The following is a 24,941-nucleotide window of genomic DNA, read 5'->3' on the forward strand; positions in this document are numbered from 1 at the left end:
GTCTTTCCGTGTTTCGACTCCAAGGGCTTTTCGCTATAACTTTCACTCCTCACACTTACATCATGTTGCTAAAGACATAATTTTGCTATACACCTTCTGACATATATTGAAGTGGATCGGCGATCGCTCTTACTCAAGAATCAGGTTCAAACCGACTCACAGCCTTGTAATATCTGGGTTTGAGTTTCTGGATCGACTTGCTGCCAAGCACGGTTAACCGCACCCAGAACAGCGAGTAACGATGCCGTGACGATATTGGAGTGGATGCCAACGCCATAGAAAGAACCTGGGAAGCGATCGCCAGCCACCTCAACATAAGCGATCGCAGACGCATTGCTACCCTGGCTGAGTGAGTGTTCGTCATAACGATCGATGCGAATGCCAAGATTTAGCGCCTTTAGGAATGCATCAATAGGGCCGTTGCCTTTTCCGGTTAGAGCGATGCGTTTCCCGTTCATCTCTAGCGATACTGCGATCGCTTGTTCATCGCCGTCTGTTTCCGACAAGTGGTGAGAGAGGTACTTGAACGGCGATACTGCTTGCAAATACTCTTGCTCGAATAGTTGCCACAGATCCGTTGCAGACATTTCCTGCCCGGAAGCATCCATTGCCCTTTGCACCACTTGGCTAAACTCGATTTGCAACCTGCGGGGCAATACCAGGCTGTAATCCCGTTCCAGCAAGAAGGTAATGCCACCCTTACCCGATTGGCTATTCACGCGAATCACAGATTCGTAGCTGCGTCCCACATCGGTTGGATCGAGTGGCAGATACGGAACTTCCCAAAGTGCATCCGATTTCTGTACCGCCAAGCCTTTCTTGATCGCATCTTGGTGGGAACCAGAAAAGGCAGTAAATACCAAATCCCCAACATACGGATGGCGGGGATGAATTGGCAATTGCGTGCAATCTTCCACCGTTCTCGCCACCATGTTGATATCAGAAAAATCCAAACCGGGATGGATGCCTTGGGTGTAGAGGTTCAGCGCCAGCGTCACCAGATCCACATTTCCAGTGCGTTCGCCATTGCCAAACAGACAGCCTTCAACTCGATCCGCACCTGCCATCTGCGCCAGTTCTGCTGCTGCAACGCCGCACCCGCGATCGTTATGGGGATGGACGCACAAAATTACGCTATCCCGTCGCGCCAAGTTACGATGCATCCACTCGACTTGATCTGCGAATACATTAGGCGTTGCAACTTCAACAGTTGCAGGCAAATTGATAATGGCTTTGTGCTGCGGTGTGGGTTGCCAAACATCCAGAACGGCATCGCAAATATCTTTAGCAAAATCCAGTTCCGTTGCGGTAAAGGTTTCCGGCGAATATTGGAAATACCAATCAGTCTCCGGTTGCGCTGCGGCAAGTTCGTTCATCAGTTGCGCTGCGGATGTTGCCATCTCGATAGTACTCGCGCGATCGAGATTAAAGACGGTGCGGCGGAAGACTGGAGAGGTGGCGTTGTAAAGATGCACGATCGCTCGTTTTGCACCTTGCAATGCTTCAAAGGTACGACGAATTAGATGTTCGCGGGCAGGGGTTAAAACCTGGATTGTGACGTTATCGGGTATTAATTGCTGCTCGATCAGGCGGCGGACGAAATCAAAGTCAGTTTGTGAAGCGGAGGGAAATGCAACTTCGATTTCTTGAAACCCAATCTCGACTAAAAGCTTGAACAGACGTAACTTGCGTTCAACGTGCATCGGCTCGATTAGTGCCTGATTGCCATCGCGCAAATCGGTACTCAGCCAGATGGGAGGATTGGTAATGGTTTTCGCGGGCCAGGTGCGGTCGGGTAAGTTAATTGGGGCAAATGAACGATATTTGGTTCCGGGATGCTTCAACACGATCGATGTTTCCTATATTTTTGGGGTTTGTGAGATGCTGTGGCGATCGCAATCGAATTAAACCAAGAGTTGCCAGGTTGCGACGCAGACCAATCCTGACAACCCATCAACAGTCGCAGTAACATCTCAAGTGCTGTATGAACTCGCATAAAAATCTCCAAAAAAATTGGTGAATGAATGGCAATGCCGCACTTGCCCGCGTAGGCAAGGAGGTTTAGGCTTGGAATGGAAAAACTTGGTTTAAGTGGTAAAAAATTATTTGCGCCCAAGGCGCAGCAGCAGCCCTAGCCCTAGTAGTTGGCTAGTGGAGTGGTGTAGAGATTGCTGCCGTGGAAGCATGAGATTGAGACAATAAACTATGGATATATTAGCCCTAGACCTTACAGGGGTCAATATTCAGATGGACATACTTTGGTAACATAACGCCAATCAACTTGCGATCGCACGGGCACCAACTCGATATCACCCGCTGTTAACTTCAAATTTAATTTGGGAACTATAAAGGTAGCAGCCTTCCTAGAAGTTTGCTGCTCTTATGGTCTGTGCGCGGAGACAGGAAATGCAGCCGATGTCGATAACGCAGAAATTCCCGGTTAAACTCGATCGCACTTTTTTGACAGCAGCGCTGGTAATTCCGATTGTTCACCTCTATTTAGGATACGTAGGATTATCCACGACCTTTGTAAATGGTGCCTCCGTATTTTGGCCTTCACTCGGTGTCTTTTTGGCAGCGATGCTGCTACTAGGCTATCGCGTCTGGCCTATTTTATTTGTGAGTGATTTCATTGTTAGTCATATTCTTTTTTTCCCAAACAATCTTTTAATCAGTCTGATTATTCCCGCTGTCAACCTGCTCACTCCATTCAGCGGGACTTTTTTAATTAATCGTTATATCAAACGCCACAATTTTTTAGAGCGATCGCAAGATGTTTTTAAATTTATCATCCTGACCATCCCCACCCCCCTGATTAGTTCCCTCTTGGCTGCCGTCACGCTTTGCACCAGTGGGATTGCGCCCTGGACAGCATTTGCCGAAGTGTGTCGAACCTGGTTGGCATCAGACACCACGGGAATTTTGGTTGTCACACCTCTATTACTAGCATGGTTGCAAAAATCTGAACGTTTCAGAAAATTTGACAAGCAACAAATTCTCGAATTTGTATTTGTATTGGTCTGGGTAATCGCGCTCGATCATATTGCCTTTTCGGGAGGATACCCAATCGAATACATGGTAATCCCCCCCCTGATTTGGGCGGCATTTCGGTTTGAAGCGCGGGTATCAACGCTACTCGTGCTAATTGTGTCAGCGATCGCAGTTTTTGGAACCGTTCGCGGCTTCGGCTCGTTCGCCAAACAAGCCACTCCCAACGAATCGCTGATCCTGCTGCAATCGTTTATTTGTGTCATTGCTATCACCACATTTGTCATCTCTGCGGTGACGAATGAAAACCGCAAGGCAGAAAGAAAACTTCGGCAAGCGAATGATGAATTAGAGCAACGAGTTGAAGAACGGACGACTGAACTCAATGAGGCGAAGAATTCTGCCGAAGTTGCCAACCAAGCGAAAAGTGAATTTCTTGCCAACATGAGCCACGAACTACGCACCCCCCTCAACGGTGTTCTGGGGTATGCTCAAGTTCTTTCTGCTGCCCCCAATCTTACCGAACAGCAACAACACGGCATCGACATTATCTATAATTGCGGCTCTCATTTGCTAACGCTGATCGAAGACGTACTCGATCTCTCCAAAATCGAAGCGCGTAAGATGGAACTGCATTTGAGCGATTTACATCTACCTGGCTTCCTGCAAGGAGTCGAGGAAATTTGCCGCATTCGCGCCGAGCAAAAAGGCATTCAGTTCATTTATCAGCCACCCGATAATTTGCCCATAGCGATCGCAACTGACGAGAAACGCTTGCGGCAAGTGTTGCTGAACCTCTTGGGCAATGCGATTAAATTCACCGATGCCGGTAGCGTGACATTCCGAGTGGAGGTGACTGAAAATCCGCAGCAACCAGCGTTCGCGAAGCTTCGCTTTGCGGTTGAAGACACGGGTATTGGGATGTTACCCGAACAACTAGAGCAAATTTTTCTCCCCTTCGAGCAGGTTGGCGATATCAAGCGACAAGCGGAGGGGACTGGATTGGGACTTGCGATCGCCAAAAAAATTGTCGAACTCATGGGAGGGGACATCTACGTTAAGAGCTTACCGAAGGTCGGTAGTACCTTTGAGTTTGAGATCGAGTGTGCTTTCTCGACGAACTCAATAGTAAGCAACATTTCCAGGGGGCGAATTTCTGGTTATTCGGGCGATCGCAAAAGCATTTTGATTGTGGACGATCGATGGGAAAATCGCTCGGTCATGGTTAACTTGCTGCAACCGTTGGGATTCACCGTCATTGAAGCCAGCAACGGACGGGAAGGGTTGGAGAAGGCGCATCAAGTTCAACCAGATTTAATCATTACTGACCTAATCATGCCTACCCTGAATGGTTGGGATTTGCTCGCGCTGCTGCGCCAGTCAGAAACGTTAAAAGATTTGCCAGTCCTTGTGTCATCGGCAAGCGTGTATGATGCCGATCGCCGTAAAAGCCTTGCCGCAGGCGGCAACGATTTTCTGGCTAAACCCGTGCAAGTCGAGGAACTATATCGACTCTTGGCAAAACATCTGCACCTGGACTGGATCTATGCCGATGCAAAACCTGTTGAACGTGCGATCGCAACGCCCTTCGCAAACGCAACCCCAACCGAACTCGCTGTGCCACCCCTATCTGAACTGTCGAGCCTACTGGAATATGCCAAGCGAGGACAAATCAAAGGCATCCAACAAGAACTGGAAAGACTTGCCCAACTAGATGAAAGTTATCAGCCGTTTGCCAACAAATTAAGTTTGTTAGTGAAAGAATTTAATATTCACAAAATTCGCAAATTTCTTCTAGAAACTGTAGGTTAATTGCCCCGTATTTCATCTTCATGAATAAACCAATAGTCAAAAAAGGAGCAGTTATAAAATGTTATTTAATTCCGATCGCGAAATCGTTTTAGTGGTTGATGATAATCCAACTAATCTAGAATTATTATATAACGCCTTGGGTTCATCTGGCTATGAAGTTTTGGTAGAAATGGATGGTTTTAGTGGAATTGAGCAAGCTAAGAACTATCCGCCAGACTTGATTTTGCTAGATGTCCAGATGCCAGGAATTGATGGGTTTGAAACCTGCCGTAAATTGCAGCTCGATCCGTCTACAAAAAACATTCCAGTAATTTTTATGACGGCGCTGACAGATACCACAGACAAAGTGAAGGGATTACATTTAGGAGCAGTAGATTATATTACAAAACCCTTCCGTCATGAAGAAGCACTTGCTCGGATTCAAACCCATTTAAAAATTCGCCGTTTGAGCTTAGAACTTGAACAACAAAAGCAAGAACTTGAGGAAATTGTTCAAAAACGCACAGCCGAACTAACCTGCACGTTACAAGAACTAAAAAAAACGCAATTGCAGTTAATTCAGAATGAAAAGCTGTCTACAATTGGTCAGTTAGTTTCTGGTATTGCTCATGAGATTAATAATCCAGTTGGTTGTATTTCTGGCAATTTAGAGCAAGCGAGTCTTGCTGTTAAAGATGCGGTTGATTATATACGTCTTTATCAAGCCAAGTTTCCAAATCCTGGCATAGAAATTGAACAAAAAGCGGAAGAGATTGATCTTGAATATCTTCTAGAAGATTTACCAAAAATGTTCTTATCTATGCATACAGGAATCGATAGAATTCGCAACATTAGTACATCCCTTAGAACATTCTCCCGTGCTGATGTAGATTACAAGGTATCAGTTGACATCCATGAGGGACTTGAGAGTACCTTGATGATTTTGCAACATCGTTTGAAAGCTCAGAATTATCGTCCAGCAATTCAAATCATTAAAAATTATGGTGAAATTCCTAAAGTTGAGTGTTATTTAGGACAACTCAATCAGGTATTTATGAATATTTTGGCAAATGCAATCGACGCAGTGGAAGAAGCGAACTTGGGTCACACCTATGAAGCGATTAAAGAAAATCCCAACCATATTATTATTCAAACCGAAATGAAAGATGAACATCAGGTTGCAGTCCGAATTGCAGATAATGGCATGGGGATGACGAAAGATATCAAGCAACGCATTTTTGACCATCTATTCACGACTAAACCTGTTGGAAAAGGAACAGGTTTAGGATTAACGATTGCTCATCAAATTATTGTTGAAAAGCACGGAGGAACGCTCGAAGTCAATTCTGAATGGGGACGAGGCACAGAGTTTGTGGTAACGCTTCCGATTGTGTAATCTAGTCTTTAAAACTAGATTAGATGAATCAATCCCTCAATCAGCTCTAGTTTTGACTGTAAAATTATTAGTGAAACTGCTGCTGTAAGGTGGCAATAATTTTGAGAGCAGCTTGTAGTTCTTGGATAGCGATCGCCCGATCAACGATCGTGTTAACCAGTTGAGCTGTGGGTAACGGGAACATCCCCTAAATTGCAAATACACGCCCGTTGGTACAATCCTATTCTTTACCAGTGGCAAGAGTGCGAAATGGATGCAACGCCTGCCAGTGGTAAAGGATTTAAAAAAGCGCAATTAGTAAGGCAATGGGTGCTGCAAGTAATATCCACATCGTCGGCTGCAAACCATACTGTTGAGCAACCAAACCCAGTGCAAACGGAGCTAACCCCCCCACAAAACCTGCCAGGTTGTTGAGCGTCATGACGGTTCCGCTCTGCCCCGGCATCGCTGTGTACAATTGCCCCTGGAGAATAGAGTACCATCCGGAATTAAGGAGGCCCAGAAAGCAAAGAATGACCAGCTTGAGATTGATATTGGGTACAAGCAAAAAAGCTGGATAAAGACACAAAACAAGGATAGCGCTAACCTTCAAATAAGCAAGTCCTTGCACTCGTTCGAGTAAGGGAATCAGGAGAAAATCTCCCAATAAGCCAAACCCCAACCAGGCTGTGAGAGCGAAACTCGCTTGTGTGTTGTTTACACCCACGACATCAACGAAATACAGTGCTAAAAAGCCACTCAAAACATCCAGCATTAAATCGGAAAATTGCAACAACGTTAACCAACGCAACACGTTACCTCGTTTTAAGCTTTGGATAGCATAACGGATGCCATCTTTGAAGCTGTGCGTGGGTTGATCAATATCAGAGGATGCCGTTGGAGTTGCGATTGGATACTGCCACAACATTCCTACAAGTAATCCCGTCAGTATCGCCAATAGTAAAAACACACTCCGCCAACTTTGATGGAATGCGATCGCACCCGCTAACGCTAACGGTCCCATCACATTCCCGATAGAACCCGCCAATGCCCACCGTGCCATGTTTTGTTCGTGGCGCGTCGGTTCCATGTCCATCAGTGTCGCCTGGGAAAGACTGACAAAGGCACCAGATGCCGGATAAAACAGCACAAAGGCGACTAATAACCACGAAAAGTTATCGCTAAGAGAGATGAGGAGTAATGCGATCGCAAACCCAACACCTCCCCCCAAAATCAATTGCCGTCGCTGACCAATATCTCCCCAGATTCCCAAAATTGGCTCTATCAGGCTGCTGACCGTGTTGGGTATCGTCAGCAACAGCCCCACTTGCACATAGGAAAGATGCAGATCATTCCGAATCAATGGATAAGCAGCACCCCGCACTCCATCCACCAGCTCGTCTAATAGCTCAATGACCAGGAAGATAATCGTTAATAGAATCACAGTCCTGGTTGTTTTGTTTTTACCATCCAATGACATCGTAAAATTCTCCCATCCTTAAAATTTGAACACCAGCGCAACATCTTCAAGGGCGTTGACGATCGGAGGGGGAATCCACGAACAAACTCTCCGCCTTAGTTGTAAGGCGAATCGCGCGTTGGATTGGGTTCTAGAAGCTTACCAGGGAGGAAAAATCATAAAGGCGAAGGGCAAGGAAAAGGCTTGCAAATACGTCTGTAGCCTATTGTAGGCATACCAGAAGAGATTGTCTTTTTTACGAGTTGAATAAGACTCAAAATTTGTAACAACACACATATACTGTCCAGGCGGTTGGAATGCTATATGGCCAGAATCTATACAACATCCCAATTTGGAGAATTAGACAGGAGCTGCCAAATCACGAGTTAGGTGTACTACAAGATAAATATATGGTATGTCTTCATATCGATCCCTAAATTGAGAGCATGACGACGTTCCTTACAGACTCAGCTGACATCGCCAGGATTCATTTCTCTTCAAAGCTGAATTTGAAGCAGCGTAGTGAATTGGGACAGTTTATGACTCCTGCTCCGGTTGCTCGTTTTATGGCGAGACAATTTAGCAGTCTATCCGGTCACGTCAACCTTCTAGATCCCGGAGCCGGAGTTGGGGCATTAACGGCTGCCTTTGTAGAGCGATTATTAGCAAATCCTAACAAGGTTGAGAGCTGCTTCATAACAGCATATGAAGTTGAATCAACTTTTATATCATCTTTGAGAGAATGCCTCATACAGTGTTGTGTAGCTTTAGAAAGCAGAGGTATTCAAGCGAATTACTGTTTACATGAGGAAAGCTTTATCAAGTCCTTTACTGAAATAAATTTGCCGCTTTTTAGTAATTCCTCTATTCGTTTTACTCACGCGATTCTGAATCCGCCGTATAAGAAAATTAACAGGCAATCAATCGAAAATCAATTTCTTTCAGAATTTGGGATTGAAACTGTAAATCTATATAGTGCGTTTGTTTGGCTTACTGTATTACAGCTTGCTAAGGACGGAGAGATAGTTGCAATTACGCCTAGAAGTTTCTGTAATGGCGCTTATTATCGTCCTTTCCGTAAAGCTTTCCTTGAAAAACTTGAACTTAAAAAAGTTCATGTTTTTGAGAGCCGCTCGACCGCCTTTTGCGAAGATGGCGTATTGCAAGAAAATATTATCTTTCATGCTTTAAAGTCCGGCGAAAAGTCTAATTATATGGAAATAAGTAGTAGCTCTGGAACCAATGCAATTGACTTTTTAGAATCAAGAGTTATTCCTTATAGCCAAGTTGTTAAAACAAATGATTCAGAAAGCTTTATTCATATCGTCACAAACCCTCTTGAAGATGCTTTAAAAGTGCAAATGGATAAATTTTCATCTACTTTGGATGAAATTGGGTTAGAAGTTTCAACAGGCCCAGTTGTCGATTTTCGTCTCAAATCAGCTTTGAAAAATTACTTAGATGAGCAAAGCGTTCCACTACTTTACCCAGAAGCTATGAAAGCAGGGAAAGTTTTATTTCCACCCTACAATCCTCGCAAGTCGATCGCAATTGAACAAAACCAAGAAACAGAAAAATGGTTAGTTCAATCGGGTTGGTACGTTTTAACAAAGCGTTTTTCTGCTAAGGAAGAAAAGCGTCGTATTGTTGCTGCTGTGTGCCCTCCCGTAGATGCGCCAGCACTAGGCATAGAGAATCATCTTAATTATTACCATGCTAGAGGTAAGGGGATGAATCCCGACCTTGCACGAGGATTAGCTGCATTTCTCAATTCAACTTTATTTGACAGTTACTTCCGACAGTTTAGTGGACACACACAAGTCAATGCAACGGATTTGCGTAAAATTAAATACCCTTGTCAAGATGATCTAATACAACTAGGAAGACAAATTAGTGATTCTCATCTTGAGCAAAAGCAACTTGATACCGTTGTGCACAAAACTCTGTCAATTATGAGTGAAGCAATAAATGCAGTTCAGGCTGGCAAACGAATTGAGGAAGCACTTGCAATTCTCAAAGATATTTCTGCTCCTAGAGAGCAACAGAACGAACGATCAGCACTTTGCTTACTTGCATTAGCAGACATTCGACCTGAAACCTCTTGGAATCAAGCGACAACACCAAGACGCGGAATTACAGAAATGATGGATTGGTTTCGTGATTACTACGGAAAACAATACGCACCTAATACACGCGAAACAGTTCGACGGCAGACAATGCACCAGTTTGTGCAGATGGGGATAGTTGTTGAGAATCCAGATCGACCTGATCGACCAATTAACAGCCCCAAATGGTGTTATCAACTTCATCAACAAGCATTGTCACTTCTTAAAGCCTATGGCTCTGAGCAATGGGAAGAAGCCCGTCGAAATTATGCTGTTTCAGTCACAAATCTATTGCAGTCTAGGAAGCGAAATATCCCGACAATTCCCGTAAGTTTGCCTAATGGTCAAGCCATTCAGCTATCATCAGGTGGACAAAATATTTTGATAAAAGATATTTTGGAAAGCTTCTGTCCTAGATTTACACCTGGAGGTTTAGTTCTGTATGTTGGCGATGCCGGAAATAAGTTCATCATCAATGAAACTCAGAAATTCCGAGAAATAGGGATTGAATTAGATCCTCACGGTAAAATGCCAGACATTGTAGTTCACTATGAGCGGCAAGATTGGCTTGTATTGATAGAAGCTGTGATTAGTCATGGTCCAGTCAACTTGAAACGTCACAATGAATTAAAGCGGCTCTTTCAGTCGAGTCGTAAAGGATTGGTTTTTGTTACGGCTTTCCCAAGCCGTAAGGAAATGACTCGGTATCTTGCTGAGATTTCTTGGGAAACAGAAGTTTGGGTAGCAGATCAACCAGATCACATGATTCATTTCAACGGGGAGAGATTTCTTGGACCCTATGAAGATCCAGAGAATTGTTCTTAAATATCTGGCGCAGTACACCTAACACGACACAACAAGCGATCGCTTAAATCAGCACTTGACATTCTTGGATATTTTATTTAACCTTATCGTTAATTAACTAAATGGTTAAATACAAGTGTCTTCCGATCAACTGAGCGTCACCTTTGCCGCCCTTGCCGATCCCACCCGGCGTGCAATCCTGGCCCACCTTGCCAAGGGTGAGGCATCGGTCACGGAGTTAGCCAAACCCTTTGAGATGAGCCTTCCTGCCATATCCAAGCATCTCAAGGTGCTGGAGCGTGCCGGACTGATCGCGCGGGGTCGAGAGGCTCAATGGCGACCCTGCCAGATCAAAGCGGAACCACTCAAGGATGCAATGGATTGGATCGAGCAATATCGCCAATTTTGGGAAGAGAGACTTGATCGGCTGGATGATTACCTGCACGAGTTACAAACCCAGGAGAAACAAGATGGGCAATAAAAATGATTCCACCGATGCTCAAAGCGAGGGTCTACGACCGACCTCCGGTCAACGCGAGATCGTCATCACCCGTGTCTTCAACGCACCCCGTGAACTGGTGTTCAAGGCGTGGACTGACCCGAAACACGTAGCGCAGTGGTGGGGGCCGAAAGGTTTCACGACCAAGGTGACTGAGCTGGATCTGCGTCCAGGCGGTAAATCGCGCTATGTCATGATTGGCCCAGACGGCACAGAGTACCCAGGCAAAGGTGTCTTCCGCGAAGTTGTGCCTCTTGAACGGATTGTTACCACTGATGAATTTGATGAAGGCTTTGAAAAGGTCGCGAACGCCGATCTGCCAAAGGGAATGGTGATGACGGTGCTTTTCGAGGATTTGGACGGCAAGACCAAGCTCACACTCCGCATTGTGCATGAGTCTGCTGAAGACCGCCGGAAGCATGAGGAGATGGGGGTTATTGGCGGGTGGAACTCCAGCTTTGACTGCCTTGATGAGTTCTTGGCGAAAGCTTGAGTCTCCCTTGCCACGCATGAGACGGTCAACTGGTGGTCTTTTGTGAAACGACTCAAGGGGAACATTAGTATCGTCTTGCCGATACTTCCATATATGCAATGAACTCTCAAAAGGAGAAAACATGGCTACTAAAATTTTCGTGAATCTGCCCGTAAAAGACCTGAATCAGTCTGTCGAGTTTTTTACGAAACTTGGCTTCAGTTTTAACGCTCAATTTACTGATGAAACGGCGACTTGCATGATTGTCAGCGATGACATCTTCGTGATGCTATTAACTCACGACAAATTTAAGACGTTTACTCCGAAAGAAATTTGTGATGCAACCAAAAGCACAGAAGTGCTGGTTTGCTTATCTTCTGACAGCCGAGAACAAGTCGATGAAATGGTTCGCAAGGCAGTCGCCGCTGGTGGATCAACCTACAAGGAAGCACAAGACCACGGTTTTATGTACGCACATGGGTTTCAAGATTTAGATAGCCACATTTGGGAACTTGTCTACATGGAACCTAGTGCAATAAATCAAGGTTGAAAATGGAATCAGAGGAATGCCATTCAAGGGTCGATCGTTGTGGTGGTGAAAGGAATTTCGGCTTGAGCGATCGCTAATGCTGATTGCAACGCCTGGAAGCGGTTTTCCAGTTGGTAAATTTGTGGCGATCGCATACCTAGAAATTTGCCCACCACTGCTCGATAATCCCCGAATTGTCATCAACTGTTCGGGGTGACAAGGATGTGCAAACCGTTGCTAATATCAACTCCGCTCAAGCTTCGGATTCCTTGAGAAGATTCATTAAGCTATCGATCAGGCGATCGCTCTCCATCGGCAGAATATCCTGACCGTGAAGCATTTTCTGTACCATCATGAAATGAACTAATGCACCTAAAAAAATGCGTGCGGTTGCTTCGGGATCGGCAATCTTTAAGTTTGGACTTGATGCCAGATACTGGCTTAATGTTTCAACGCCCGGTTTTACCAACGTGCGAACAAAGATTTGCGCCAGTTCGGGAAAGCGTCCAGACTCGCCAATAATTAGCCGCAACAGGGCAATTTCTTCGCTATCACAAATGATCTCATTCAATGCCTTCGTTAATAGCTGCCGCAACATGACCCGACCATCTCCTTCCGGCAGCAGGGAACGTTGGATGATGGAAAGCTTTCTGTAAGCAAACCGTTGGATGAGGGCGGTGAACAATCCTTCTTTATCTTGAAAGTAACTGTAAACCGTTGCTTTGGATACGCCAGCCGCCTTCGCCACCCGATCCATGCTGGTAGCGGCATAGCCATGCACCAAAAACTCTTGCATTGCGCCTGTCAATATCTGTTCGGCTTTCTCTCCCAACCCATCCTGCTTCGGTTCCGTCATCTTCGTCTGTCTCATTCATTCCCGATCTGATTGTCACAGTCATTCTAGGGGCATTCGCTTTGAGGAGTTCTAGAGAATTTTCAGGACTCCCTTGACGTTATTATACTAAACCGTTTAGTTTAGTTACAGAAAAACTAAACGGTTTAGTTTAGTTGCTTCCTAGAACTGGGGAATCTGACAGATGATGCAAGAAGTGGCAGCAGGTAATCCATCCTCGAAACGTCTTTCCCGACCACTGACTCTGCTGGCGATCGCTGCAACCTTGGCAACAGGCGGAGTGATGGCATATAGCGTTTCGCAAGGGCGTATCCAGCAATCCAGCCCGACCCCATCCACAGTTATCAGTACGCCCCAAATCCAGACGGTGACGGCGTTGGGACGGCTAGAGCCAGAGGGGGAAGCGATCGCGCTTTCTGCACCAACATCTGCTGAAGGAAATCGAGTGGATCAACTGTTAGTCAAGGAAGGCGATCGCGTTCGCAAAGGACAAGCAATTGCGATACTCAACAGTCGCGATCGCCTCCAGGCATCTGTGATGCAGGCACAAGAACAGGTTCGAGTTGCCCAAGCCAAACTGGAGCAGGTGCGTGCGGGAGCAAAGACGGGCGAAATCCAGGCGCAACGCTCCCAGATTGCCCAACTGGAAGCTGAACGGGTTGGGGACTTGAACGCGCAAGCTGCTACCGTTGCCCGTCTGGAAGCAGAAGTCCAAAATGCACAGGTGGAGTATCAGCGCTACGCATTGCTTTACCAGAACGGAGCGGTTTCGGCATCCCAGCGCGATAGTAAGCGACTGACACTGACAACTGCCCAAAAGCAACTCCAAGAAGCGCAAGCCGCCCGCGATCGCACTCGGAATTCTCGCCAACAACAACTGAATGAAGCCCGCGCCACCTTGGATCGAATTGCAGAGGTGCGCCCAGTAGACGTGCAGGTAGCCCAAGCCGATGTCAGGCAAGCCCTAGCAGCCGTTGAGCAAGCCAAGGCAAACTTAGAGCAGGCATCCGTGCGATCGCCTCAAGATGGTCAAATCCTCAAAATCTACACCCGTCCTGGCGAACTGATTAGCAATGACGGGATTGCGGAAATTGGGCGAACGCAACAGATGTTTGCGATCGCAGAAGTTTATCAGAGTGACATCAAGAACATCCGTCCAGGGCAAACGGCGCGGGTGAGTAGTGACTCCATTGACAGCGAACTCAGCGGTACTGTCGAACAGGTTGGCTATAAAGTGCTGCGCCAAGACATTGTAAATAGCGATCCGTCCGCCAATATTGATGGGCGCATTGTGGAAGTGAAAATCCGTCTGGATGCAGGCTCCAGTGGCAAGGCTGCCCGACTCACGAATCAGCAAGTTAAGGTGGTCATTGAATTATGATTGGCTTCCAACAACTCCAACGCCGGACACCTTTAGGATGGCTGCAACTGAGTCATCAAAAAGGAAAACTGGTCGTAGCGTGTGCGGGTGTTGTGTTTGCAGATGTCTTGATGTTGATGCAGTTGGGGTTTCAAAGTGCGCTATTCAACAGTGCCGTTTTAGTCCACAATAGCGTTCGCGCCGATGTCGTTCTGCTCAGCCCTCAAGCGCGCAATCTATCAAATATGTCGTCCTTCCCGCGACGGCGTTTGTACCAGTCGATGGATATTCCAGGCGTTCAGTCTGCGGAAGCGCTTTACGCCAACATGGTGAACTGGAAGCATCCCACCACCCAGCGCGAAACGAGTATGCTGATGTTGGGATTTGACCCTAACAGCTCAGTCTTTGAGCAACCAGACATTAACCAACAATTAAACCTGATTAAGCTGCCTAACACAGTTTTGTTTGACAGTGGTAGCCGTGGAGATTATAAAGCAGCGATCGCGCAACTCGAACAAAACCAGCCACTGAAGACAGAAATTGAGCGGCATAGTGTTACCGTTGCTGGCAAAATTCGCATCGGATCTTCCTTTGGTGCAGACGGACACCTGATTACCAGCGACCAAAACTTTCTGCGGTTGTTTCCCCGCAGACAGGCAAGCAGCGTTAGTGTCGGCTTGCTGCAACTGCAACCCGGAACCGATCCAGTGCAAACGGTACAAGCTTTGAAAGCACACTTGCCGAATGATGTTCAGGTTCTGACTCGGCAGGAATTTATCGAGTTTGAAAGAAGCTACTGGGCAAAGAATACACCGATTGGATTTATTTTTAACTTGGGCGTAACAATGGGGTTCATTGTTGGGGTCATTATTGTCTACCAAGTTCTCTCAACGGATGTGAATGCACACATGGGAGAATACGCCACTTTCAAGGCAATGGGCTATCGCAATCGCTACCTACTCATGGTCGTGTTTGAAGAAGCGGTTATCTTAGCAATCATCGGCTTTATCCCTAGTATTGCCATTTCCGCTGGACTGTACCGCCTGACTCGTAATGCAACGAATTTGCCTCTGTACATGACTGTGGCACGAGGGATGTTCGTACTGGTGTTAACGATGGTGATGTGTACTTTGTCTGGAGCGATCGCTACCCGCAAACTTCAATCCGCTGACCCGGCTGATATGTTTTAGGTTTATATTATGTCTCTTCAACCTGCCATCTCTATCCACAACCTCAATCATTACTTTGGTCAAGGTCAACTCCGCAAACAAGTTTTATTTGACATCAGTTTAGAAATTAATGCGGGTGAGATTATCATCATGACCGGGCCTTCTGGTTCCGGCAAAACCACACTGCTAACTTTAGTTGGTGGATTGCGATCTGCCCAATCGGGTAGTCTCAAGGTGTTAGGACAAGAACTCTGCGGTGCAAATCCAACAGCATTGGTACAAGCGCGACGGCACAACGGTTATATCTTTCAGGCGCACAACTTGCACGGTAGCTTAACGGCACTCCAGAACGTCAAAATGGGCTTAGAGTTGCACAAGGATATTTCTCCGCACCAGATGCGCCAGCGCTCAGCCGAAATGCTAGAACAGGTAGGATTGGGAAATCGGATCAATTACTATCCCGCCGATCTATCGGGTGGGCAAAAGCAGCGAGTAGCGATCGCCCGCGCCTTGGTAAGCCATCCCAAACTAATTCTTGCTGACGAACCGACTGCTGCTCTCGATAGCAAATCCGGTCGTGAAGTCGTTAGCTTAATGCAAATACTGGCAAAAGAACAAGGTTGCACCATTCTACTGGTGACTCATGACAACCGCATTTTGGATATTGCCGATCGCATTGTTCACATGGAAGATGGATACTTAGCAAGTGATACTGCGCTGGCATCAGTCGCTTAGAAACTGTTTTCAGATAGATGATCTAGAGGCAATATGCAACTTTTTTATTTGCAATGAAACTATCGAACGCGAATGCAGGGAAAGCGTTGATGGAGTGCAAAAGTTGCTATCACACTATCACAAAGAGGCATCCTGACATCCATCTGGAAGCGATCACACGGATATTGCTTCTCACCATTGGCTTTACTATACTGACACTCTGAAACTATGACGGCAGGCGATCGCGTTGATGTCTACGTGCAGCTAAAATCATCTGGTGCGATAGCGTTAGCGAAGCGAGGCGTTAGCCTAGCGCAGAAAGAGTCAGTTCGCTCTGTTTATTCGAGGTTGTGATCGCCTCCGGCACCCGCGAGCCGATCGCCTTGATTTTATCACTGCAATCAAACCCTCTAGCTGTTAATTCCTCTTTTTAGGACTTTAAGCCTCCACTCATTAGAATCAGGTGCATCATCGTCTGATTTATGCACAAGCCGCTCCAGAAGGGCATTGAGTTGAACCACCGTCTCATCTCGGAAGATTTTCCGGATGTCCCGTCCAAGCAGATAAATCGCCGCATCTAGATATTCAATCTGCCCTTCAGCGAGTTCTTCAGCGAGTTCGTCGAACACGCGATCATCATCGCTGTAATGCACAAGGATGAAGTCGATATCTTGCAAATCTTTTTTTGTCCTTTCTTGGCGATCGCCCCAAGCAAATAGCTTCAATACAAGGAAAGCTGGTGTATTGACGACCTGAAACTCAAGATCGTCAATTGTCTCTACACTTGCATGGATTAAAGCTTCTTCCAAACCCATGACGTTCATTTGATTGCCGTCAGCCCATTCAATCTGTTGATCTGGCTCACCAATTCCCCCAAAAGGCACAATGTCAACTTCTGTTTTAGTTCCAATGTGAATAAATTTGTGGGGTAATTGGGTTGTGCTAAAGCGAGGAGACGAGCCTTTAGTCATGCGATCGCTCAAGGTTTGAAAATTTGACCAACTCGCTATCGGAATCGCCACATCCCAATCCTTAGTGCTACGTCCTTGAACCTTGTCCTGTTTGTCAAAAATGAGGAGCCTAGCTCCAGCACCGACTATCAGCATCGGTAGTTCTAGAGAATCAACAGCTGCCTTAATATCTGCCAGAACTTTTTTGTCCTTCGGTTCAAGCATCGTTTGCTCTCTGAGCGATGTACTTGCCAAAGAGGCGCTCGGCAGTTTCTCGCAAGCGATCGTCGTTGCTTGTTTGCAATTCAGCATGAATGAACACTGGATCGACAAGGGACGTGAATTGATCGCAATTCCAGGCATTATGACTTCCGAATTGTCGCAACAGTGCAATTTCTCCTTGAGGGCTGGGTTTGAGTTTCAGCTTTACAAAGATTGGGCGGTAATCCTCTGGTACATGGAGGGTAGCACCAATGGGGCGCAAATAGTCAGTGGCAAGTGCTGCTCCCAGTTCTCCGCCAATCAGGTAGCCATACTCTTGAGCCTGTCGAGCGATCGTGTCAGCAATCTCGTAGAAAGGACGCTTTTCCACTGGCGTAAAGGTATCAATCAATAACTTAGAACGCAAGCTTTCAACGTAGCCCATCTCCCAACGTTCTAAGAGTTTGATGTAATCCACAATCCTATAATCACCCCGTTTCCGCTGGAGATAGTCGAGTTTATAGAGCTTTTCTAAGGTGTGTCTGACTGTACTCAATGAGATTCCGGAGGCTACAGCTAGTTCCCGCTCAAAATCTTCCTCTTTCAAAATATGAGGGAACTTCAGCAAGACATAGATAAGTTGCAGTGAGCTATTTGTAATGTTAGACGTTACGCCTGAACGAGACTGACGACGTACCAAAATATAGGTAATTGGACTATTGAGGTAAATATTACCCGTTGTATCAATGAATTCAATATTCTTTTTGAGCAACCGATCGACTACTCGTTCAGATAAATTTTGTGTCACCAACAAAGGTCTTTGTTCATCGTCAAGTCTTTGTCTAATGTGAAGCAGATAGTCAACGATCAAATCAATCGTTCCGCTGGTAATATCCGACTTAATTTCACAAACGTACTCTACCTGTTGCCCAGATCCGTAAAGGATCAGCCGACCATCCGCCAATAGATTATCTGTGATATACGGCAATGCCTCAACCTTTGCCTGAAGGTTCGGCAAGGACTCAAGTAGTTTTAGACATTTTTGCAATAAGGGATGCTTCGGCTGCATAAAAATCAACCGTTTCAGATACGCCCATTTTATTCAGTTTGAGCAAGTTTTACGCTGCACTCTATATCTTATTCTAAATGCCTGCTAAAAATCTTCTATTTAGTACTGATTTGATGTACAGCACGGAATTCTAGTATACTGGCGAATTCTATGCAATTAGTCAGCACAGTTTAACGTCACCAGAAATTGGGTATATACCAAATAAATCTTCAACACATTTACTGTTATAGACTTTATCTCCGATTACCAGGGCATCTACGGTACAGGCGATCGCATCAACAGCCAGAGACAAACGGTGCGATCGCTCTCACCCAAAACCCCTCACATCATATATCGTTTCAATTGCGATCATTGGGCAAGACTGGTAACGACGGGAGATTATCGCTGCTATCAAATTGCCGAGTTTAAAAAGCTACAGCAGCTATCCTAATTGTGGGTCTTTTTGTGGTAGGCGTTGCTAGAGTAATCACAGGTGCATGAGAAAATAGATACCCTCAAGAGACTATATACAGAGGTTGCTAAAAGTATTCAAAACTATTGGTATCAAGGGCGCTGTCCTCAAAGTGGTGAATTACTAAGACTACCCCGCACCGAGGAAGCAGAAGCGATCGCTAGAGAGTTAATGCAGCATCTTGCCAATAATGACTGTTATTCCGATGAAGGCAAGATGTATGGAATCCTGCTGGTTGAACTGCCGAATGGCGAACAACAGATACTTAAAGCCTTCTCCGGTCTTCTCAATGGTAATAGTACAATCGAGGGCTGGGTGCCGCCAATTCCGGGACGAGACGAAGTTGCCCTAGAAGAAGCTTGCACTTTAGCCCAACTGGAGGCGATTAAACAAGAACTGATTACCCTAAAGCAACTTCCAGAATGGCAGCAGTACGAAACGCACTCTCGCAAGTTTGAACAGCAATTGCAAGAAATGAGCGATCGCCATCAAGAATGCAAGCAGCAACGACACCGAAAACGTCAGCTACTCTGCGAAACGCTGACTGGAGAAGCGCTGACGATTGCCCTCGAAGAACTTGACGAAGAAAGTCGTCAGCATGGAATTGAACGACGAATGCTCAAACGCCAGCACAATGAAGTGTTGCAGCCACTTAAGCAACGGATTGACGCAACTCAAGCGCGGATGCGCGAACTCAAACAACAGCGTAAAGAACTATCCCGCCAATTGCAGACTCAGATGCACGCGGCGTATAGCCTGACGAATTTTGCAGGAGAGTCTCTATCGTTGCAGGAATTGATGCCAGGAGGTTCGATGCCCACTGGAACCGGAGACTGTTGCGCCCCTAAGCTGCTGCACTATGCGGCAACGCATGGACTGAAACCGCTGGCAATGGCAGAGTTTTGGTGGGGGTCATCCTCAGCCGATGGTGACAAAATGCAGGGAGCATTTTATGGAGCCTGTGCTGAACGCTGTCAGCCATTGATGGGGTTTTTACTATCAGGATGGGAAGCCTCCCCCCCTTTGCCTCCCCCCGTGCCCCCCTTTAAAAAGAGGGGGGCACAGGAGGGGGAAAGCCCCTCCCCTATTAGGGGAGGGGTTTGGGGAGAGGTTCCGATTGTTTATGAAGATGAATGGCTGATTGCGGTGAACAAACCCGCAGGGTTACTGTCCGTACCTGGTCGTTATCGCAACGCTTTTGATAGTGTTCTCAGTCGCTTGCGTCATCTGTTACCGGATGGCATGGCGATCGCATCTGTGCATCGCCTGGATCAAGAAACATCTGGTATTCTCTTGCTGGCACGCGATCGCTCAACCCATCGTCAACTCAGTCAGCAGTTTCAGCGGCGGCAAGTTTACAAGGTTTACGAAGCCTTACTTTCCGGGTCTGTGACAATTGAGCAAGGTGCGATCGCACTCCCTTTATGGGGAGATCCGGAAAATCGTCCCTATCAGAAAGTCGATGAACGGGGTAAACCTAGCTGGACTCGCTTCCAAGTTATTGCCAGGGAAGGCGATTGGACTCGCATAGAGTTTATCCCCCTAACCGGACGCACCCATCAGCTACGGGTTCACGCAGCCGATCCGCGAGGACTTGGGGTAACGATATTAGGCGATCGCCTTTACGGATGTCGTGCAACTGTCAGTCGGTTACATCTGCACGCCAGGGAACTTCGCTTTGTGCATCCGCAATCTGGACAACCTTTGCATTTACAAACAAAGACACCGTTTTGATGAATTGCTCTGATGACGGTAACTTATCAAAAGGCGATCGGCGCTTCAAAAAGACCCCCGCAAAACACTGATTCCAAAAGTGGACAAAACACCCCCAGAACCGATGGCAATCATTTTGCCATCCGGGCTAAAGGCAATGCTGGTTGTGTATATGCGACCAAGATTTTGGTCGTTAATAGAAGGCTCAAACAGTGTTTTAAGTAGCGCTCCAGTCCGCAAATTCCACAACTTGACTGAATGATCCCAAGCAGCCGTAACCAGCTTCTGCCCATCAGGGCTAATTGAAATGGAAGCGGAACCTCCAGGTATCGTGTGGAGAAGCTGCTTTGTTCTCAGGTTCCATATCTTGATGGAATCTGCAACGCTGACAAGCGTCTGCCCATCGGGAGCGATCGCAATGGAACTAATTGGGCTAGTCTGTCCTTCGAGAGTACCCAGCAGTTTTCCTGTCTTGATATCCCATAGCTGAATGCTGGTGTCCGTACTGGTATTTTGATCCACATATTCTCCACCGCCAGTCGCAAGTATCTGACTGTTTGGGCTGAGGGCAATCGACCGAATCGGGGTTGATTGTGGATTGATAGTCTGTAGCCGTTTGCCTGTTTTCAGGTTCCACACCAACACTTTCTTGTCATTACTGGCACTGACTAAAGTTTGCCCATCGGCACTGATTTCAAGGTGATTGACTGGTTGTGAATGACCGTTCAAGGTGCGGAGAAGTTTATTCGTTTTCAGATTCCACACCTTAATCGTTTTGTCATTATCCTGTGCCTTACGGTCAACAGTCACCAAGGTTTGGGTATCGGGAGTAATTGCAACGACGCCTGCGGCATATATTTTTTCATTCAGGGTACGCAGCAGCTTACCTGTTTTGAGGTTCCACAGCTTGAGTGCCCCGCCAGGGCTATGGCTAACCAGGATTTGACTATTCGTATTGAAGGTTAGAAAAGTAACATCGCTGTTATGCCCGCTTAAATTGTAGATTGGCTCAAAGTCTCTTTTGGAGTTAGCGGTTGTTGAACTGGGTTGGGTTGAGGGTTGGGCTGTTGACGGGAGTTTAGCGATCGCGCCAGTGGCAATTGTTGCCATAACAGCCAGAGCGATCGCTTTTGGCGCTGCGCTACGCGCAATCGCGTTTTTCCAAGACAATTGCTTGAGATTTTTCATATAGATAGGTATATAGCTCAGGTAGGACAAAAACTTTATTACTCGCCGATACAATCCAATAAGACGGCAGTTGTATATGCAAATGTTGCCGTCATAACAGCTACAACAGCCCGACCTTAACAAAGCAATTTGCGATCGCACATCACCCAGTTGATTCACCCAACTGATTGATGCTTTTTTGAACTGGCAAGTCTTACGGCATGAACGCGCCTACGCTTACGTCCTACCTAACCTAGAATTTTTCAAGGGTTTCAGGAGTTTTGAATCGTCTTTCAAGGGGTTAAAAACCAAAGTTGATTTCTGACCCCCGGCTCTCTGAAATTGTCCAATTGGTGTCATTGTTCTGCTTAGAGTCACCCAGCACATCCATGACTTTTCCACTCAAAGCATCTTTAAAAAGCCGGGAAAATCCGCCAAAAATGGTGAAGCGGTCAATATACCAACATTGGTTGGTGCGGATCGTCCTCCGGTCTATTTCTTACTTTCGCAGGGACATCTGGCTGATCGTCACGCTCTTGCTTCTGATTGGGGCATCGGTGCTTTGTAACCTTCTCAACGCTTGGCCTATGGCGATTCTAGTCGATACGGTTCTCTCCCCAACCCCGAAACCCAACTGGATTCATCGGCTGTTTCTTGCCCCGTTTGGTGAAGGCAAGCTGAACCAAATTTTCGGAATGGCGTTCGTGGCGATGCTCATCAGGATACTGAGCGATAGCGTCATGATGCTCCGTAAGATGTTGAACTACCGCATCCAGTACAACGGAACCTTGCGGGTTCGCACCGAACTCTACGACAAAATGCAGGCGCTGAGTCTCGGCTGGCACGGTTCGCGATCGCAGGGCGACGCCATCTATCGGTTGAGCTACGATAGCCTCGGCCCTTGGGGAGTGATCGATACGCTGATCGGCTCTACCGCTGCATCGGTGACGCTGACAGCGATGGTCTGGATCATGCTGTCGCGCCATGTCCTTCTCACCGTGTTCGCACTTTCGTTCACGCCGCTTCTTTTACTCGCGAACTGGTACTTCGAGGGAAGGATTCGGCGTCGGGCGTTTGAGTCGAAGCAGACCGATGCGATCATGACCTCGACGATGCAGCAAGCGATAGAGTTGATCGGACTCATCCAGTCTTTCCGTCGAGAAGCAACGGAGTCGCGGCGCTTCGCACGGATGGTCGATCGCAGCGTCGCTGCCGCCATGCGGCTCCATTGGCAGGAAAACCTGTATCCGCTCGCGGTTCAGGTAGTCTTCGCTCTGGGAAGCGGGGTAATCTTCGGCTACGGAGGGTATCTGGTCTATCGCGACCAGTTTTTGCGCCAGGTGCCGAACGGCCTGACCCTCGGCGATCTGATCGTATTCTTGGCGTACCTTAATCAGTTCTGGGACCCAATCGGTTGGGTGTTGGGGTTCACGACCAAGATCCAGACATTCGTAGCCTCATGCGATCGCGTCTTTACGGTCATTGACGAGCCACCGACCATAAAGGACGAGCCTGATGCGCGATCGTTTCCCGTCCATCCCCGCACCCTAACCCTTTCCAACGTGAGCTTTGAGTACATCCCTGAGCGACCCGTGTTACGAGACATCAATGCCACTATCGAACCGGGTCAGATGGTAGCGTTTTTGGGTCCAAGCGGAACGGGAAAAAGCACGTTGCTCAATCTCTTGCCGCGCTTCTACGACCCGACAGGGGGCAGCGTCCAACTCGACGGTTTCGATATCCGCACCCTTAAAGTTGCCGATGTCCGCAAACACATGGCGCTAGTTACGCAAGGCAGCCCGCTTTTCCCCGGAACGATCGCGGAGAATATTACCTATGGCTGCGAGGAAGCGACCTTACAAGAGATTCGGGAGGCGGCGGTGGAATCCGGGGCGGCTGAGTTCATCGAAGCCTTGCCGGAGCGGTACGATACGATGCTCAGCGAGGGCGGACAGAACCTTTCCGGCGGACAGCGGCAGCGTTTAGCGATCGCGCGGGCGCTAGCGACGAAGGCTCCAATACTCATCCTCGACGAACCGACGAGTTCGCTGGATCTGAAACACGAGCAATGGGTGATAGAAACCCTCCAGCGTCTGCGTCGCAAAAGAACCATTATCTTAGTGACACACCGACTCGAAACCGCCGTAGACTGCGATCGCATTTTTGTGATGCAGGAGGGCGAGATCGTCGAGGAAGGCACTCATGACGAACTTCTGTCCCAACAAGGACTCTACTTCCGAATGCTGGGTTACAAGCCATCCTCGACCTGACGACGCTGGAAAATTGAAATACTTTAAGCTCATTCCCCGCCTGAAGGTCGGAGGATCAGCGCTAAAACAGTCTAATTCCACGATTCTCACCGGGGATTTTGACCGAGCGATCGTGGCACGCGGCAGCATTCCGAAGGATGGGAAGCAACAGTTTCCGATAGGCTATGAGTGGTTTCTAGGAATGTCCCTTTAATCAAGACGTTGGAGTTCGCATGGCAACTTATCTGGTTACGGGTACCAATCGGGGAATTGGTTACGAATATTGCCGCCAACTGCAAGCGCGGGGAGAGCGAGTAATTGCCATTTGTCGCACTGCTGCTGAGGAGTTGAAGCAGCTAGGGGTGCAGGTTGAGGAGGGGATTGATATTACCTCTGATGCTTCCGTTGCTTCTTTGCGCGATCGCCTGGGTGACACGACGATTGATGTTCTGATTAATAATGCCGGAATTATCAAGCGCGTGACGCTGGAAAACTTGGATTTTGAGAGCATTCGAGAGCAGTTTGAAGTGAATGCGCTAGGGCCTTTACGAGTGACTCACGCCCTATTGCCACTGCTTAAAGCGGGTTCCAAGATTGCGCTGATGACAAGTCGGATGGGTTCAATTGCAGACAATACCTCTGGCAGTTCCTATGGCTACCGGATGTCGAAGGTGGCGTTATCGATGGCTGGCAAATCGCTATCTCTCGACCTCAAACCGCGTGCGATCGCAGTGGCAATTCTGCATCCAGGGTTAGTTCAAAGTCGTATGACGAACTATACTGGCATTACACCGGAAGAGTCTGTAAAGGGTTTGTTGGCGCGGATTGATGAGTTGACGCTGGAGAATACAGGCACTTTTTGGCACGCCAATGGGGAGGTGCTTCCCTGGTAAGTTATCAATTACCAATTACGCTTAATGTGAATTATGAGGAACAAGCACCAGCTTGACGAAAAGTTAACACATCAATGGCAAAGCGCCGTTTGAGTAACAATCGTAAGGTATGACTTGCCAATTTAGCGGC

20 protein-coding genes are annotated in these 24,941 nt (G+C 47.2%); 13 read left to right on the forward strand and 7 right to left on the reverse strand.

Translation table 11 applies throughout. The features are described from left to right. Positions 1-146: 146 nt before the first annotated feature. Entirely contained in the window at positions 147-1,847 is a 1,701-nt protein-coding gene (gene leuA / locus NC996_RS25040; RefSeq protein ID WP_190683515.1) for a 2-isopropylmalate synthase, read from the reverse strand. 568 nt (positions 1,848-2,415) lie between these two features. On the opposite strand from leuA, the gene NC996_RS25045 reads away from it, so the two are divergent. Continuing rightward, positions 2,416-4,800, forward strand: coding sequence for an MASE1 domain-containing protein (locus NC996_RS25045; RefSeq protein WP_242037477.1), 2,385 nt, complete (start codon positions 2,416-2,418; stop codon positions 4,798-4,800). Positions 4,801-4,858: 58 nt separating this feature from the next. Further along, positions 4,859-6,175: a response regulator gene (locus NC996_RS25050; protein WP_190430561.1), complete on the forward strand. Its 1,317-nt coding sequence runs from the start codon at positions 4,859-4,861 to the stop codon at positions 6,173-6,175. A gap of 280 nt (positions 6,176-6,455) precedes the next feature. On the opposite strand, the gene NC996_RS25055 is transcribed toward NC996_RS25050, so the two are convergent. Beyond that, complete coding sequence (locus NC996_RS25055) at positions 6,456-7,634, reverse strand: MFS transporter (RefSeq protein WP_190683522.1); 1,179 nt, start codon at positions 7,632-7,634, stop codon at positions 6,456-6,458. Between the two features lie 425 nt (positions 7,635-8,059). Between NC996_RS25055 and NC996_RS25060 the strand changes: the two genes are divergently transcribed. From NC996_RS25060 to NC996_RS25075, 4 genes are all read left to right on the forward strand, one after another. Further along, the gene (locus NC996_RS25060) at positions 8,060-10,543 is read left to right on the forward strand and encodes a BsuBI/PstI family type II restriction endonuclease (RefSeq protein WP_190683525.1); all 2,484 of its coding nucleotides are present in this window, start codon (positions 8,060-8,062) and stop codon (positions 10,541-10,543) included. Between the two features lie 115 nt (positions 10,544-10,658). Continuing rightward, on the forward strand, positions 10,659-11,003 hold the full coding sequence (locus tag NC996_RS25065) for a metalloregulator ArsR/SmtB family transcription factor (protein WP_190683528.1): 345 nt from the start codon (positions 10,659-10,661) through the stop codon (positions 11,001-11,003). Continuing rightward, the gene (locus tag NC996_RS25070) at positions 10,993-11,514 is read left to right on the forward strand and encodes an SRPBCC domain-containing protein (RefSeq protein WP_199302950.1); all 522 of its coding nucleotides are present in this window, start codon (positions 10,993-10,995) and stop codon (positions 11,512-11,514) included. Before NC996_RS25065 ends, NC996_RS25070 begins: the two co-directional genes overlap by 11 nt. 121 nt (positions 11,515-11,635) lie before the next feature. Continuing rightward, complete coding sequence (locus NC996_RS25075; protein ID WP_190683531.1) at positions 11,636-12,043, forward strand: VOC family protein; 408 nt, start codon at positions 11,636-11,638, stop codon at positions 12,041-12,043. Between the two features lie 23 nt (positions 12,044-12,066). On the opposite strand, the gene NC996_RS25080 is transcribed toward NC996_RS25075, so the two are convergent. Beyond that, on the reverse strand, positions 12,067-12,195 hold the full coding sequence (locus NC996_RS25080; RefSeq protein WP_277879724.1) for a hypothetical protein: 129 nt from the start codon (positions 12,193-12,195) through the stop codon (positions 12,067-12,069). A gap of 80 nt (positions 12,196-12,275) precedes the next feature. Continuing rightward, positions 12,276-12,893: a TetR/AcrR family transcriptional regulator gene (locus tag NC996_RS25085; protein WP_190683534.1), complete on the reverse strand. Its 618-nt coding sequence runs from the start codon at positions 12,891-12,893 to the stop codon at positions 12,276-12,278. Between the two features lie 166 nt (positions 12,894-13,059). On the opposite strand from NC996_RS25085, the gene NC996_RS25090 reads away from it, so the two are divergent. Genes NC996_RS25090 through NC996_RS25100 form a run of 3 tightly spaced genes read left to right on the forward strand, consistent with a single transcriptional unit; the run spans position 13,060 to position 16,139 of the window. Continuing rightward, complete coding sequence (locus NC996_RS25090) at positions 13,060-14,256, forward strand: ABC exporter membrane fusion protein (protein ID WP_190683537.1); 1,197 nt, start codon at positions 13,060-13,062, stop codon at positions 14,254-14,256. Then, a complete protein-coding gene (gene devC / locus NC996_RS25095) occupies positions 14,253-15,425 on the forward strand; it encodes an ABC transporter permease DevC (RefSeq protein ID WP_190683540.1) in 1,173 nt (390 codons plus the stop codon). The genes NC996_RS25090 and devC overlap by 4 nt, the downstream gene beginning before the upstream one ends. A gap of 9 nt (positions 15,426-15,434) precedes the next feature. Next, entirely contained in the window at positions 15,435-16,139 is a 705-nt protein-coding gene (locus NC996_RS25100) for a DevA family ABC transporter ATP-binding protein (protein WP_190683543.1), read from the forward strand. Positions 16,140-16,528: 389 nt separating this feature from the next. Here the strand turns inward: NC996_RS25100 and NC996_RS25105 are convergent, their stop codons facing one another. Together NC996_RS25105 and NC996_RS25110 are read right to left on the reverse strand one after the other, a co-directional pair. After that, the gene (locus NC996_RS25105; protein ID WP_190683546.1) at positions 16,529-17,293 is read right to left on the reverse strand and encodes a nucleotidyl transferase AbiEii/AbiGii toxin family protein; all 765 of its coding nucleotides are present in this window, start codon (positions 17,291-17,293) and stop codon (positions 16,529-16,531) included. Then, positions 17,286-18,338, reverse strand: coding sequence for a type IV toxin-antitoxin system AbiEi family antitoxin (locus tag NC996_RS25110; protein ID WP_190683549.1), 1,053 nt, complete (start codon positions 18,336-18,338; stop codon positions 17,286-17,288). Before NC996_RS25110 ends, NC996_RS25105 begins: the two co-directional genes overlap by 8 nt. Positions 18,339-18,810: 472 nt before the next feature. Between NC996_RS25110 and NC996_RS25115 the strand changes: the two genes are divergently transcribed. After that, positions 18,811-20,523, forward strand: a complete 1,713-nt coding sequence (locus NC996_RS25115; protein WP_339380214.1) for a pseudouridine synthase — start codon at positions 18,811-18,813, stop codon at positions 20,521-20,523. A gap of 45 nt (positions 20,524-20,568) precedes the next feature. On the opposite strand, the gene NC996_RS25120 is transcribed toward NC996_RS25115, so the two are convergent. Next, complete coding sequence (locus tag NC996_RS25120) at positions 20,569-21,690, reverse strand: WD40 repeat domain-containing protein (protein ID WP_190683552.1); 1,122 nt, start codon at positions 21,688-21,690, stop codon at positions 20,569-20,571. Positions 21,691-22,256: 566 nt separating this feature from the next. Here NC996_RS25120 and NC996_RS25125 point away from each other — a divergent pair. Genes NC996_RS25125 through NC996_RS25135 form a run of 3 tightly spaced genes read left to right on the forward strand, consistent with a single transcriptional unit; the run spans position 22,257 to position 24,811 of the window. Beyond that, on the forward strand, positions 22,257-23,939 hold the full coding sequence (locus NC996_RS25125) for an ABC transporter ATP-binding protein (protein ID WP_242037478.1): 1,683 nt from the start codon (positions 22,257-22,259) through the stop codon (positions 23,937-23,939). Between the two features lie 13 nt (positions 23,940-23,952). Then, on the forward strand, positions 23,953-24,132 hold the full coding sequence (locus tag NC996_RS25130; RefSeq protein WP_190683557.1) for a hypothetical protein: 180 nt from the start codon (positions 23,953-23,955) through the stop codon (positions 24,130-24,132). A 19-nt stretch (positions 24,133-24,151) separates the two neighbouring features. Then, the gene (locus NC996_RS25135; RefSeq protein WP_190683559.1) at positions 24,152-24,811 is read left to right on the forward strand and encodes an SDR family oxidoreductase; all 660 of its coding nucleotides are present in this window, start codon (positions 24,152-24,154) and stop codon (positions 24,809-24,811) included. Positions 24,812-24,941 lie beyond the last annotated feature (130 nt).

It is taken from the genome of Trichocoleus sp. ST-U2 (assembly GCF_039961875.1).
Lineage (GTDB): Bacteria > Cyanobacteriota > Cyanobacteriia > Cyanobacteriales > FACHB-T130 > FACHB-T130.

Bases quoted from the DNA above. Each gene is read 5' to 3' on its own strand.
- devC (WP_190683540.1), top strand. From the start codon at position 14,253: ATGATTGGCTTCCAACAACTCCAACGCCGGACACCTTTAGGATGGCTG.
- NC996_RS25135 (WP_190683559.1), top strand. From the start codon at position 24,152: ATGGCAACTTATCTGGTTACGGGTACCAATCGGGGAATTGGTTACGAA.
- NC996_RS25100 (WP_190683543.1), top strand. From the start codon at position 15,435: ATGTCTCTTCAACCTGCCATCTCTATCCACAACCTCAATCATTACTTT.
- NC996_RS25125 (WP_242037478.1), top strand. From the start codon at position 22,257: ATGGCGATTCTAGTCGATACGGTTCTCTCCCCAACCCCGAAACCCAAC.
- NC996_RS25045 (WP_242037477.1), top strand. From the start codon at position 2,416: ATGTCGATAACGCAGAAATTCCCGGTTAAACTCGATCGCACTTTTTTG.
- NC996_RS25090 (WP_190683537.1), top strand. From the start codon at position 13,060: ATGATGCAAGAAGTGGCAGCAGGTAATCCATCCTCGAAACGTCTTTCC.
- NC996_RS25120 (WP_190683552.1), bottom strand. From the start codon at position 21,690: ATGAAAAATCTCAAGCAATTGTCTTGGAAAAACGCGATTGCGCGTAGC.
- NC996_RS25110 (WP_190683549.1), bottom strand. From the start codon at position 18,338: ATGCAGCCGAAGCATCCCTTATTGCAAAAATGTCTAAAACTACTTGAG.
- NC996_RS25070 (WP_199302950.1), top strand. From the start codon at position 10,993: ATGGGCAATAAAAATGATTCCACCGATGCTCAAAGCGAGGGTCTACGA.
- NC996_RS25050 (WP_190430561.1), top strand. From the start codon at position 4,859: ATGTTATTTAATTCCGATCGCGAAATCGTTTTAGTGGTTGATGATAAT.
- NC996_RS25060 (WP_190683525.1), top strand. From the start codon at position 8,060: ATGACGACGTTCCTTACAGACTCAGCTGACATCGCCAGGATTCATTTC.
- NC996_RS25075 (WP_190683531.1), top strand. From the start codon at position 11,636: ATGGCTACTAAAATTTTCGTGAATCTGCCCGTAAAAGACCTGAATCAG.
- NC996_RS25085 (WP_190683534.1), bottom strand. From the start codon at position 12,893: ATGAGACAGACGAAGATGACGGAACCGAAGCAGGATGGGTTGGGAGAG.
- NC996_RS25055 (WP_190683522.1), bottom strand. From the start codon at position 7,634: ATGTCATTGGATGGTAAAAACAAAACAACCAGGACTGTGATTCTATTA.
- NC996_RS25105 (WP_190683546.1), bottom strand. From the start codon at position 17,293: ATGCTTGAACCGAAGGACAAAAAAGTTCTGGCAGATATTAAGGCAGCT.